Origin of the sequence: Bacillus sp. PAMC28571, from assembly GCF_014250435.1 — a bacterium.
Taxonomy (GTDB): Bacteria; Bacillota; Bacilli; order Bacillales; family Bacillaceae; genus Bacillus; species Bacillus safensis.
The window spans coordinates 3,209,280-3,221,571 of sequence record NZ_CP060191.1 but is presented as its reverse complement, the minus strand read 5'-3'; the positions used below and the strand labels follow the sequence as shown (position 1 = coordinate 3,221,571).

At 42.3% G+C, this 12,292-nt stretch carries 13 protein-coding genes; 10 read left to right on the top strand and 3 right to left on the bottom strand.

Going from position 1 to position 12,292, the window contains the following annotated elements:
• Window positions 1-89: 89 nt before the first annotated feature.
• Complete coding sequence (locus H7F25_RS16340) at window positions 90-230, bottom strand: anti-repressor SinI family protein (protein WP_008345506.1); 141 nt, start codon at window positions 228-230, stop codon at window positions 90-92.
• Between the two features lie 456 nt (window positions 231-686).
• Here H7F25_RS16340 and H7F25_RS16335 point away from each other — a divergent pair, with 456 nt between their 5' ends.
• Window positions 687-1,070, top strand: coding sequence for a GtrA family protein (locus H7F25_RS16335; protein ID WP_012011676.1), 384 nt, complete (start codon window positions 687-689; stop codon window positions 1,068-1,070).
• Between the two features lie 27 nt (window positions 1,071-1,097).
• On the top strand, window positions 1,098-1,355 hold the full coding sequence (locus H7F25_RS16330) for a hypothetical protein (protein WP_024423842.1): 258 nt from the start codon (window positions 1,098-1,100) through the stop codon (window positions 1,353-1,355).
• Between the two features lie 34 nt (window positions 1,356-1,389).
• On the opposite strand, the gene H7F25_RS16325 is transcribed toward H7F25_RS16330, so the two are convergent.
• On the bottom strand, window positions 1,390-2,235 hold the full coding sequence (locus H7F25_RS16325; RefSeq protein WP_024423841.1) for an AraC family transcriptional regulator: 846 nt from the start codon (window positions 2,233-2,235) through the stop codon (window positions 1,390-1,392).
• Between the two features lie 181 nt (window positions 2,236-2,416).
• Here H7F25_RS16325 and H7F25_RS16320 point away from each other — a divergent pair, with 181 nt between their 5' ends.
• From H7F25_RS16320 to qoxD, 8 genes are all read left to right on the top strand, one after another.
• The gene (locus tag H7F25_RS16320; RefSeq protein WP_370880819.1) at window positions 2,417-3,598 is read left to right on the top strand and encodes a galactokinase; all 1,182 of its coding nucleotides are present in this window, start codon (window positions 2,417-2,419) and stop codon (window positions 3,596-3,598) included.
• Window positions 3,598-4,590, top strand: coding sequence for a UDP-glucose 4-epimerase GalE (gene galE / locus H7F25_RS16315; RefSeq protein ID WP_151862787.1), 993 nt, complete (start codon window positions 3,598-3,600; stop codon window positions 4,588-4,590). Before H7F25_RS16320 ends, galE begins: the two co-directional genes overlap by 1 nt.
• Before the next feature lie 35 nt (window positions 4,591-4,625).
• Window positions 4,626-6,137, top strand: a complete 1,512-nt coding sequence (gene galT, locus H7F25_RS16310) for a UDP-glucose--hexose-1-phosphate uridylyltransferase (RefSeq protein WP_185853933.1) — start codon at window positions 4,626-4,628, stop codon at window positions 6,135-6,137.
• 12 nt (window positions 6,138-6,149) lie between these two features.
• On the top strand, window positions 6,150-7,232 hold the full coding sequence (locus H7F25_RS16305) for a M24 family metallopeptidase (protein ID WP_185853932.1): 1,083 nt from the start codon (window positions 6,150-6,152) through the stop codon (window positions 7,230-7,232).
• A 517-nt stretch (window positions 7,233-7,749) separates the two neighbouring features.
• A complete protein-coding gene (gene qoxA, locus H7F25_RS16300; protein WP_185854553.1) occupies window positions 7,750-8,706 on the top strand; it encodes a cytochrome aa3 quinol oxidase subunit II in 957 nt (318 codons plus the stop codon).
• 27 nt (window positions 8,707-8,733) lie between these two features.
• Complete coding sequence (qoxB, locus tag H7F25_RS16295) at window positions 8,734-10,692, top strand: cytochrome aa3 quinol oxidase subunit I (RefSeq protein WP_024423835.1); 1,959 nt, start codon at window positions 8,734-8,736, stop codon at window positions 10,690-10,692.
• Entirely contained in the window at window positions 10,692-11,309 is a 618-nt protein-coding gene (gene qoxC / locus H7F25_RS16290; RefSeq protein ID WP_024423834.1) for a cytochrome aa3 quinol oxidase subunit III, read from the top strand. Before qoxB ends, qoxC begins: the two co-directional genes overlap by 1 nt.
• A gap of 1 nt (window position 11,310) precedes the next feature.
• The gene (gene qoxD / locus H7F25_RS16285; RefSeq protein ID WP_012011667.1) at window positions 11,311-11,691 is read left to right on the top strand and encodes a cytochrome aa3 quinol oxidase subunit IV; all 381 of its coding nucleotides are present in this window, start codon (window positions 11,311-11,313) and stop codon (window positions 11,689-11,691) included.
• Between the two features lie 77 nt (window positions 11,692-11,768).
• Here the strand turns inward: qoxD and H7F25_RS16280 are convergent, their stop codons facing one another.
• Window positions 11,769-12,032 (bottom strand): spore morphogenesis/germination protein YwcE, encoded by a 264-nt coding sequence (locus H7F25_RS16280; protein ID WP_008345491.1) that lies wholly within the window; start codon window positions 12,030-12,032, stop codon window positions 11,769-11,771.
• Window positions 12,033-12,292 lie beyond the last annotated feature (260 nt).

The following is a 12,292-nucleotide window of genomic DNA, read 5'->3' as shown; positions in this document are numbered from 1 at the left end:
ATCGTCATGAAAGGATTTTCAAAAGGTCAATTGACAGGTCAGAACTTATAGCCAAAGCAGTCTGAAAGACAAAGGATAACGGCGTTGATTTACGGTTTGTTTATCATCTTCTGATCACCGTTGGATGTTAAAAAAGCTTGTATTTCTTCGATGCCTAGTCCAATTTTTTTCGCTTCCTGAATCAAATAAACCCACTCTTCGTCAACTCTTCTTTTCACTTGCGTATCCATAATATCCTCCAGTTCAATAAGACATATTCACTGCAACCAATGACTTGAACAAACCGTCTAGTAACTGTACGTGTGGTTGAAAACAGCGCAAAATAAATTTTTGTCGAAAAATGATGACATTTAACCTATTTTGTAAAATCTATCACCTACCACGTCCCTAAAAAAATGACTAAAAAACCCATAAATATTGAAATCTTACTTCTAATAATAAACAATTGTAAAGTCAGTTGAAAGATTATAAATTAAAATAATGATAAAGACCTAAAACATTTGACTCATATAAACCAATTGCTTTGACATTTGCCATCGAGTAGAACAAATTTCATCTTTGCAGGACATACATATTGTTCGTTTGGGAAGTTCTTCTCAAGATGGTATTCTAAAAGAAACAGAAACCACCAAGAAGGAATGAAGAAAGACATGTATAGCCTTTTTCAAAAGTATCAAGAAGTTGTCATGTATCTTGTGATGGGTGTGTGTACAACCATTGTCAATATCGTCAGCTTCTATTTATTCGTTGAGATGTTTTCCATGGATTACAAAACAGCTACGGTTGTTTCATGGGTATTTGCTGTTCTCTTTGCTTATATCACCAATAAGAAGTATGTCTTCAAGCAAAAGGCTCGTGACACAAAAAGCCTCATGCGTGAGCTTTCTTCATTTTTTAGTGTCCGTCTCATGTCTCTAGGTGTAGATCTGGGGCTGATGATTTTATTTGTGAGCCAAATGGCGCTCAATGAAACCGTCGCAAAAATTCTCGTCAACTTTGTGATTGTGGTGGTCAATTATGTCGCCAGTAAGTGGTTCGTCTTCAAGAAAACAAAAGAAGATGCGATTTAACACATAAAAAAAGATAGGTGATGTGAAATGAGCAGCAGGCCAGACGACTTATATGATGCCATATATCAACAAACAGAAAAGCAGCATGAACAAGTGCTGAGGCTAGTCAAAGAAATGACCGCACATCCAGAAGCGTTTTCGGAACAAGAAAAGGAAAAGATCAACCGAATGGACATTGCGCTTCAAACGGCAACGGACATTTTAGAAAATTTAATGACCCCTGATACGCAAATGACCATTGTTTTAAGACAAGGGAGGATTCATGTTGACCTGTCAAAAGCGTAAAAGAAGCAGCCTATGATGCAGCGGCTGCTTTTTATTATGCATCGCTTGTTTCCCGCAGTTGCTTTGGAGACATGCCGATTTTCTTTCGAAAGACTTTATTCAAGTAATTCGCATTTCGGTAGCCGCACTGTATGGCGATTTCTTCAATCGAGTATTTCGTTGTTTTTAGTAATGTTTCCGCCTTTTCTAACCGGATATTGGTTAAGTAGTGAATAGGTGTGAAGCCAGTGGCCTTTTTGAATTCTCTCGTAAAATGACTTTTGGATAAACGTGCCGCAGCTGCCATATCGTCTGGGCCAATTTCCTCGTGAAAATGATGGCTGGCAAACAAGGCCGCTTGGACGATGGGCTCAGGCCATTTCTCCATTTGTCCCTCAAGCTTTGGCAAATATGAATACAGTTCCATGACAAATTGATAAGCAAGGCTAGACCCCTCAAATGGATTGGTAATCCGTCTTTCACTGGCTTCATCATAAATTTTCTTCAGCAGGCGGATCGGTTTGGAATGAGGATGAAAACGCATGACCTGCTTTCCTTGATCTATAAATTGGTCAAAGCAAAGATCACAGGCTTCCCCATAAAGCGTCAAATAGAGAAATTCCCAATGCTCACTGTCCTCTGGAAAATAATATTGATAGGCACTAGGGCTTTTCACAAGAAAGGCCTGCCCCGGCAAGACTTTGAACCGCTTCTGTCCGATTTCAATCATGCCATGTCCAGACAGTGTGAGCTGAAAGATGCACTTGCCCTGATCCTTCCGCTCCACGCCATTCCAGCTGTATAACGAAGATGATTGAACCTCCCAGCCAACAGACCATATTTGTGCCGGCAATGTAACATCAGAATGGTGAAAACGAAATGCAAATGCTTCCTTCTTCAAATTGGAAAACCTCCTTCACAGCAAAAAACAACCTTTTTCTATTTTGAATCATGGTACACCTCATATCACATCGTACCATTCACAGCAAAAAAAGGGTATTTTTTAACGATTTTTTTACCATTGAACATACGCAGTTCAGGCAACTAAAATAAGAGTATCAGAAGAGAAAAGGGGAATGGATATGATCGATATGTTACGCACGGCATTTCACCAGCAATTTGGGGATAGAGAAGAAGAACTTCGCTATTTTTTTGCCCCGGGAAGAGTGAACTTGATTGGTGAACATACAGATTACAATGGAGGTCATGTATTCCCTTGTGCGCTCACTCTCGGTACATATGCAGCATGTGCAAAGCGGTCAGATGGCCGCGTGAGAATGTATTCCTTGAACTTTGATGGCGATGGTGTGAAAGAATTCGACCTTTTTGAAATCGCTTACTTGGAGTCGGACGGCTGGGCAAATTATCCGAAGGGTGTGTTCCATCAGTTTATCGAAGCAGGGATGAAGATAGAAGAAGGCTTTGACATTGTATACGGCGGCAATATTCCCAATGGCGCAGGGCTGTCTTCCTCTGCCTCCATCGAACTTGTCACCGCTGTCTTTATCAATGAATGGCATTCATTCGGCGTTTCAAGTGCCCGTCTTGCCCTCCTTTCGCAGCGTGCAGAAAATGACTTTATTGGCGTCAATTGCGGCATCATGGATCAGTTTTCAATTGCTCTTGGAAAAGAAGATCACGCCATTTTGCTTAATTGCGATACCCTTGATTTTGAATACAGTCCGTTTCGGCAAGAGGGGCTGGCGCTTGTCATTGCCAATACAAACAAAAAGCGGACACTGGCAGACTCCAAATACAATGAACGCCGGTCAGAGTGTCAATCAGCTTTAAACGATTTACGAAAAGAAATCGATCTTGCCCACTTATGTGAGCTCACGGCAGATGAATTTGCCGAACATGCCCATTTGATTCAGGATGAAACATGCCGCAAACGTGCAAGACACGTAGTGACAGAAAACGAGCGGACCATAAAAGCGGTCAAATTTCTGAAAGATGATAAAATGGATGAAATAGGTGCGCTTATGAAGTCTTCTCATCTCTCTTTAAAGAATGATTATGAAGTGACTGGATTTGAACTAGATACACTTGCAGAAGCCGCTTGGCTCCATCCTGGAACGATTGGCTCTCGTATGACGGGTGCAGGTTTTGGCGGCTGCACGATCAGTATTGTGAAAGAAAAGCAGCTGGCATCATTTATAAAAGAAACGGGTGCGATTTATCAAGAGAAGACAGGCATTCAAGCCTCTTTTTACACAGCTGGAATTGGAGGCGGCGCAAGAGAACTCACGAAGGAGGAAGTGTAATGACAATTTTAGTGTGCGGGGGAGCAGGGTACATTGGCAGCCATGCGGTAGCGGCTCTTTTAGCGAAAGGCGAACAAGTGGTGGTAGTGGATAATTTGCAGACAGGCCACAAAGAAGCTGTTTTGGAGGGAGCTGTTTTAGAAGAGGGAGATTTACGAGATCAAGATTTTTTAAGACAGGTTTTCAAAACACATCAAATAGAAGCGGTGATGCACTTTGCCGCAGATTCACTTGTCGGCGAGAGTGTAACAGACCCGCTAAAGTACTATGACAACAACGTTGGAGGAGCGACAGCCTTACTTCAGGTGATGAATGAATTTGATGTGAAACACATCGTTTTCTCATCAACCGCTGCCACATATGGTGAACCAAAGCGAGTGCCGATCGTTGAAACGGATGAGACGAATCCAACCAATCCTTATGGAGAAACGAAACTAGCCATTGAAAAAATGCTGAAGTGGTCTGAGCAGGCATATGGAATGAAATACGTTGTGCTTCGCTACTTTAATGTAGCTGGCGCTCATACAGAAGGCCTTGTCGGAGAGGATCATCAGCCTGAGACACATCTCATTCCGATTATTCTGCAAGTGGCTTTAGGAAAACGAGATCAGATCATGATTTACGGTGATGATTATGAGACAGAGGATGGCACGTGTATTAGGGATTACATTCATGTCATGGATTTAGTAGACGCGCACATCTTAGCTGTTGATCGTCTGCGCGCTGGAAAAGAAAGTGCAACATATAACTTAGGGAATGGCACTGGTTTCTCCGTGAAGCAGGTAGTAGATGCTGTTAGAAACGTCACGGGGCATGCGATCCCAGCACAGGTGGCTGAAAGACGTGCGGGGGATCCAGCAAAGCTGATTGCTTCTTCTGAAAAAGCGCTGCAAGAATTAGGGTGGACACCTCAATATGCTGACCTTCACACCATCATTCAAAGTGCGTGGGATTGGTTTCAGAAGCATCCAGACGGCTACCAGAGTAAATAACGCATAACAGGCAGGCAAGAGAGGGGACAGAGAGAATGGCGGTTGATATTTTTGAAAAACTGGAACAGCTGATTCAATACGGGATCAATCATGAGCTGATCACACGACTAGATATCGATTATACGAGAAATCGGCTGCTTGAGGTGCTTGGGCTGGATGAAGCTGAGCCAAGAACAGTCTCAGGGGAGGCGGAGCTTGAAGACATCTTAATGCCGATGCTTGATTGGGCAGCTGAGACTGGCCTTATCCCTGAGGGGACGGATACGTATCGCGATTTACTGGATGCGAAAATCATGGGATGCTTGGTGGCGCCTCCAAGTGTCATCTACGCAAAGTTTGAAGAGAAACGCCAGCATGAAGGGCCAGAGGCGGCTACAAGCTGGTTCTATGAAATGCAGCAGCACGCACACTATATTCATACAGGCAGAATCGCCAAAAATGTGCAGTGGTTTACACCAACAGATGATGGCGTGCTGGAGATCACAATTAATCTATCAAAGCCGGAAAAGGACCCAAAAGCAATCGCTGAAGCCAAAAAGCTTAGTCAAAAGCAATATCCTCTTTGTCTCCTTTGTAAAGAAAACGTTGGGTTTGGGGGGCGGATCAACCATCCAGCGAGACAGAATCACCGGATTATTCCTGTGACACTCACTGATGAATCTTGGTTTCTACAATTTTCACCTTATGTGTATTACAACGAGCACTGCATTGTGTTCAAAGGCGAACATGAGCCGATGAGCATCACCAAAAAGACGTTTGAACGACTGCTTTCTTTCATATATATATATCCGCACTATTTCATCGGATCGAACGCCGACCTTCCGATTGTCGGGGGCAGTATATTAAGTCATGACCATTTTCAGGGCGGTGCGCATGAATTTCCGATGGCGAAAGCGGAGGTGGAAGAGGTCTTTTCTCTGAATGCCTTTCCGAATGTGAGGGCTGGCATTGTGAAATGGCCGATGTCTGTCATCCGGCTTCGAAGCAGCGACCGGCAGACGCTTGCAGACGCCGCAGACTTTATCTTAACCAAGTGGAAAATGTATTCAGATCAAGAAGTGGAGCTGCTGGCTCATACTGGAGAGACGCCGCATAATACCATTACACCCATTGCACGCCGCCATGGCGATGACTATGAATTAGATCTAGTGCTGCGTAATAATCGTACAAACAAGCGGCACCCGGATGGAATTTTCCACCCGCACGAAGAAGTCCATCATATTAAAAAAGAGAATATCGGATTAATTGAGGTGATGGGTCTTGCCGTTCTTCCTGGTAGATTAGCAGAGGAATTAAGCCAATTAAAAGAAGCGCTCTTATCCAAAAACCCCCTTGAAGAAATCAAAGCCCGCCCTGCTATCACAAAACACGAAACATGGGCAAAGCGTCTGCTTGAAGAGAACAACTTTACAGAGGACAATACAGAAGCCATTTTACAAAAAGAAGTCGGCATGATTTTTTCTCGTATTCTCTCACAGGCGGGTGTGTTTAAAAGAACCGAGCAAGGGAAAACAGCTTTTAAACGTTTCATTCATACACTCATATAGGCAGGTGATTAGATGATTGAACAAGTAAGAACATTAATGGAAGAAAAACAGCTCGACGGTGTCTTGATTCAAAAGCGTAATAACTTCTCCTGGCTGACAGGAGGAAGAAGAAATCACATCGTGTTAAATACACCAGAGGGCGTGTGCAAGCTGCTTGTGTTAAAAGACGACATCGTCCTCATTGTGAATCAAATGGAAGAAAAGCGGATCATTGAAGAAGAGATGGCGTATATCGATCACCCATTTCAAGTGGTAACGATGGACTGGTTTGAGGATGATACGGCACACATTCAAACACTCACAAAAGACAAACGGATCGGGTCAGACATTCAAATGGATGGATTCGAATGGATCGAGCCGGATTTGTCGCAAGTCCGATCCATTCTTTCTGCATCACAGCTCCGCCAATATGAAACTCTTTGTCATGAAACAGCAGTCATTGTAGAGAGTGTCTGTAAAGAAATCGTTCCAGGACAGACGGAGCACGAAATCGCTTCGCTTGCGGCTCAAAAAGCGATCGCGCAGGGAATGACGATAGAAGTACTGCTTGTGGCAACAGATGACCGAATTCATCAATACCGTCATCCAATTCCGACAGACAAAAAACTTCAAAAGCATGCGCTTGTTGTTCTTTGCGCTGAACGGCATGGACTCGTGGCGAATGTCACAAGGTCTGTTTACTTCGGTCAGCTTCCAAAGGGGCTTGAAGAGAACAAAGAGCGGCTTGCACGAATTGACACGGTCATGAATGCCGCCACGCGTCCTGGTAAGACATTGGGAGATGTATTGAAAGTAGGTATTGCTCAGTATGAAAAAGAAGGCTTCTCTGATAGCTGGAAAAAGCTTCATCAAGGGGGAAAAACGGGCTTTGTATCTAGAGAAATCATTGCAGTTCCCTCATCGAAGGAAGAAATTCAGCTGCAACAAGTGTTTACTTGGAATCCTTCATTGCCTGGATTGAAGTCAGAGGATACGATGGTCGTAGAGAAAGAGGGTAACCGCTTTTTAACCTATACAGGCAAGTGGACATACATTGACGTTGAGCATGAAGGGGACATCTATAGACGCCCTGATATTTTAGTAAGAGATGAATAACTGCAGAATGCCGGCGCTGAGCCGGTTTTTTGCTGGAATTGATTTAGCGGGATTCCACATATTCATCATGATTGCCAATTCTTACACCGCATAGTCAGAGGATCGATACTTTCTTTTCTTGTCAACTTGCGTTAAAATAAGTAAGGTTTTTGTTAAATGTGGGGATACCTATTTTGAAATTGTTTACCTAGATAAAATTTCATTAAGTTAAATTGAAATTTGACCAAACTTTTTTATTGTGGTAAACCTAAATTTGACAAAGTTCTTGATTGTTTGTCCTTTGCCTTCAACTCTCAACTTTTCAAAATCCTAGAAATTTATTGTGTGTGCAATAATATAAATTTATGTCGAATTTATGACATTTTGAGAGAAATCTGTTGAAAAATAAATGAACTTTTGAAAAAAGGGAAGCTAACTCTAACAGATTTTGATAGCATTACAAAGGGAAGAAAAGTTTTCGAAGGCAGATGGCTTTTCACAATTATTCAGCAATTTATACATTATTTAAGGAAGGATGGTGATCTTCTTGTTCAGAGCCATTAAACCTATGCTTTTATTAGCGATGCTCGTGAGTGTTTTTGTATTAGGAGGTTGCAGCAATATCGCTGTTTTAGATCCTAAAGGACCAGTCGCAGCACAACAAAAAGACTTAATCCTTTTATCTATTGGATTCATGCTCTTTATCGTTGGTGCGGTATTTGTACTGTTTACCATCATTTTGGTTAAATACCGTGAGCGTAAGGACGTTGGAAACGCCTCTTATAACCCAGAAATACACGGGAATACGCTTCTAGAAGTTGTCTGGACAGTGATCCCAATATTAATCGTTGCTGCTCTTTCGATTCCAACTGTAAAAACAATTTACTCTTTGGAAGAGGCACCTCAAGCAACAAGCCATAAAGATCCACTTGTCGTTTATGCGACAGCTGTCGATTGGAAATGGATCTTCAGTTATCCAGAGGAAAATATTGAGACAGTGAACTACTTAAACATTCCAAAAGATCAGCCGGTTTTATTCAAAATCACTTCCGCTGATACAATGGCATCACTATGGATTCCTCAGCTAGGCGGGGAGAAGTATGCGATGGCTGGAATGGAAATGGAACAATATCTTCAAGCTGATGAAGTAGGCACATACCAAGGAAGAAACGCCAACTTCACAGGCCCGGGCTTTGCTCAGCAAAAATTCAAAGTCAATGCGATGACGCAGTCTGACTATGATAAATGGGTAAACAAAACGAAGAAAGAAGCACCAAAGTTAACGAAGAAAACGTATGACTACTTGATGCTTCCTGATGCTGCAGATGTGCAGACATTCTCATCAACACATTTATCCTTTGCGAAGCATGGAGAGGATTCTGAATATGCACTCCAAGCACGCAAACGTTTAGGTTATCAATCAGTTTCTCCGCATTCCAAGACAGATCCTTTCGAGAATGTGAAGAACTATAAAAGAAAATTAGAAACAGAATAAACTGACTAAGGAAAGGAGGAGGCCGTTATGCATTTAAAATGGGATGAGTTTTTTGTAACTGGAGACCCATTAATTCTTGGTGCGCAAATTTCTATCGCTCTTACTTCCATTGCCATTGTGTTTGTTTTAACCTACTTTAAAAAGTGGAAATGGCTTTGGAAAGAATGGCTGACATCAGTTGATCATAAAAAGCTTGGAATCATGTATATCCTTGCTGCTGTGATTATGTTCTTCCGCGGTGGGGTAGACGGACTGATGATGCGCGCGCAGCTGGCGCTTCCTAATAATACGTTTTTAGATTCAAACCACTATAATGAAATCTTTACAACGCATGGTACGATCATGATTCTATTCATGGCGATGCCATTTTTAATTGGTTTAATCAACGTCGTTGTTCCTCTTCAAATTGGTGCACGTGACGTTGCATTCCCTTATTTGAACAACCTTAGCTTCTGGACATTTATGGTCGGAGCAATGCTGTTCAACATTTCCTTCGTTATTGGAGGATCACCAAGTGCAGGCTGGACGAGTTACATGCCGCTCGCCGGAAATGATTTCTCACCAGGACCTGGACAGAACTACTACTTGCTCGGGCTCCAAATTGCAGGTATTGGTACACTTATGACAGGTATTAACTTCATGGTGACCATCTTAAAAATGCGTACAAAAGGTATGACACTTATGCGTATGCCAATGTTTACTTGGACAACATTGATTACGTCTGTCATCATCGTGTTTGCATTCCCTGTACTAACAGTTGCTTTAGCACTTATGACATTTGATCGTTTATTCGGTTCTGCATTCTTTACACTCGAAGCAGGCGGTATGCCGATGCTTTGGGCGAACCTTTTCTGGATTTGGGGACATCCTGAGGTATATATTGTTATCCTGCCGGCTTTCGGTATTTTCTCAGAAATCTTTGCGACGTTCTCAAGAAAGCAGTTGTTTGGTTACAAAGCGATGGTTGTATCAATTGTGGCAATCTCTGTTCTTAGTTTCCTTGTGTGGGTTCACCACTTCTTTACAATGGGGAACAGTGCAGCGGTTAACTCATTCTTCTCGATTACAACAATGGCGATTTCTGTACCAACAGGTGTGAAAATCTTTAACTGGCTCTTTACGATGTATCGAGGCCGTATCAGCTTTACATCACCAATGCTTTGGGCACTTGGTTTCATCCCGAACTTCGTAATCGGTGGTGTAACTGGGGTTATGCTTGCGATGGCAGCTGCGGATTACCAGTACCATAACACGTACTTCCTTGTATCCCACTTCCACTATGTATTAATCGCAGGTACTGTATTTGCTTGTTTTGCTGGTCTTGTTTTCTGGTATCCAAAAATGTTTGGTTACAAGTTAAACGAAAGAATCGGCAAATGGTTCTTCTGGGTATTCATGATCGGATTTAACATCTGTTTCTTCCCGCAGTACTTCCTAGGACTGCAAGGAATGCCAAGACGTATTTATACGTATGGACCAGAAGATGGCTGGACTGCACTCAACTTTATTTCAACAATTGGTGCATTTATGATGGGTATCGGATTCATCATCCTTTGCTACAACATTTACTACAGCTGGAGACACTCAAAACGTGAAGTGTCTGGAGACAGCTGGGGAGAAGGACGTACACTTGACTGGGCGACATCTTCTGCAATTCCGCCGCATTATAACTTTGCAGCACTTCCAGAAGTGACAACACCAGATGCATTCCATCATTGGAAGCAAAACAATGTGGACGTTCATCCTGAAAAAGAATTCAAGAAAATTCACATGCCGCATAATTCAGGCAGACCGCTGATCATGTCTGCATTCTTTGGACTTGGTGCATTCGGTCTTGTATTTGAATGGTACTGGATTGGCGTTATTGGCTTAATCGGTGTATTCGCAACGATGATTTTACGTTCATTCGAATATGACGATGGCTACTATATTCCTGTTGAAGAAGTCATTGAAACAGAGAAAAAGAATAAGGAGGCGCAGAAGTAATGGGACATAATGATAGCAGCTATGCAAATGCACCGCTTGAATATCAGTCTGAAACCGGACGTTTAAACATCCTTGGTTTCTGGATATTCCTTGGCGCGGAAATCGTGTTGTTCTCAACACTTTTTGCGACCTACTTTGTTCTACATGGCAGAACAGCTGGCGGCGTTTTACCAGCTGAGCTGTTTGATATGAAGCTTGTATTGATCATGACATTCCTGCTATTGGTTAGTTCATTTACATGCGGGATTGCTGTTCATGAAATGCGCCGTGGAAGTACAAAAGGGGTTGTCATTTGGACGATTCTCACACTGCTTCTAGGTGCAGGCTTCGTTGGATTTGAGCTTTTCGAGTTCTTCCATTATGTACATGAAGGTGCGAGCATCCATACAAGTGCGTATTGGTCTGCATTCTTTGTACTTTTAGGAACTCACGGACTACACGTATCGATCGGTATCTTCTGGATTACCGGGATCTTGTTCCAAATTAAAAAGCGTGGATTAACTCCACAAACAGCAGCGAAGATTTTCATCTCAAGTCTATACTGGCATTTCCTTGATGTTGTATGGATTTTCATCTTCACAGCTGTTTACTTGATCGGATTAGGGGGGCTTTTGTGATATGGCTGGAAAAACACATTCCTCAGCAGAGCACGAACACTTCCCTTGGAAACACGTAGTTGGCTTTATCCTATCCATTGTGCTGACAGTCTTAGCATTCTGGATTGCGATTGGAGCTGAAATTGGCAGTTCCGCAAAACTATGGATTATCTTTGGTTTTGCGTTCATTCAAGCATTCTTGCAGCTGTTCATGTTTATGCACATGACAGAGAGCGAAAACGGAACTGTTCAAGTCGGAAATACTTTGTTTGGTCTGTTCTGTGCGATTATCTTCGTCATCGGATCTGTTTGGATCTTTGCGGCTCACTACAGCCACGGAGAGAACAGTAAAGACGGGTATTCACCGTCTGCGCCAAAGCAGTCTGAGCATTCAGAGAAATAATAAAAAAACCACTCATCTCTTGAAGGTGAGTGGTTTTTATCATGATGGTGATAACGCTTCCAATAGTTGGGCGATATCTATCTGCTGCTGAATCTTTTGCGAATGAATGGAAGTCCGTAGATGAGGAACGCTGCAATGTGAGCCAAAATCACGTTAATGGCAAAGAATGCGATCATGAAGGTATGTCCTGCTGGAGATAAACTGCTTGTCATGTAAAGACCGAAGAAAATCCACATAATCATAATGGGTGGAATAGATGCTAATGCAATTTTTCTGTTTTCCAGCCATAAAAACAGGGGTGTAGCCGTTGCAATACATAGGTACGCAAAGAACATATCCATCGTATCCAACTCCTTTGTAAGTTGATATTCAAATCAAATGAGAGGTCAGGATGCAATTGTGTCTGTTTTTAGGAGATATTGTGAACATTTTGTTACAAGTATTATACCACAATTGACTTTGAAGTAAACGTAATAATTGGAAAATGGGCCTTATTCCATACAAAATGGTTTTATTCCTCTTTCCTCAGTGCAGCTTATGCTCGTTTGATGTTTACTTGTTATATTGCCACATAGGTCATTGAATTTTCTCCTTAAAATCT

What these genes read in the sequence shown, in the direction of transcription:
- qoxD (WP_012011667.1), top strand. Translation starts at nt 11,311, where the DNA reads ATGGCTGGAAAAACACATTCCTCAGCAGAGCACGAACACTTCCCTTGG.
- H7F25_RS16330 (WP_024423842.1), top strand. Translation starts at nt 1,098, where the DNA reads ATGAGCAGCAGGCCAGACGACTTATATGATGCCATATATCAACAAACA.
- galE (WP_151862787.1), top strand. Translation starts at nt 3,598, where the DNA reads ATGACAATTTTAGTGTGCGGGGGAGCAGGGTACATTGGCAGCCATGCG.
- qoxB (WP_024423835.1), top strand. Translation starts at nt 8,734, where the DNA reads ATGCATTTAAAATGGGATGAGTTTTTTGTAACTGGAGACCCATTAATT.
- galT (WP_185853933.1), top strand. Translation starts at nt 4,626, where the DNA reads ATGGCGGTTGATATTTTTGAAAAACTGGAACAGCTGATTCAATACGGG.
- H7F25_RS16340 (WP_008345506.1), bottom strand. Translation starts at nt 230, where the DNA reads ATGGATACGCAAGTGAAAAGAAGAGTTGACGAAGAGTGGGTTTATTTG.
- H7F25_RS16280 (WP_008345491.1), bottom strand. Translation starts at nt 12,032, where the DNA reads ATGGATATGTTCTTTGCGTACCTATGTATTGCAACGGCTACACCCCTG.
- H7F25_RS16320 (WP_370880819.1), top strand. Translation starts at nt 2,417, where the DNA reads ATGATCGATATGTTACGCACGGCATTTCACCAGCAATTTGGGGATAGA.
- qoxC (WP_024423834.1), top strand. Translation starts at nt 10,692, where the DNA reads ATGGGACATAATGATAGCAGCTATGCAAATGCACCGCTTGAATATCAG.
- H7F25_RS16335 (WP_012011676.1), top strand. Translation starts at nt 687, where the DNA reads ATGTATCTTGTGATGGGTGTGTGTACAACCATTGTCAATATCGTCAGC.
- H7F25_RS16305 (WP_185853932.1), top strand. Translation starts at nt 6,150, where the DNA reads ATGATTGAACAAGTAAGAACATTAATGGAAGAAAAACAGCTCGACGGT.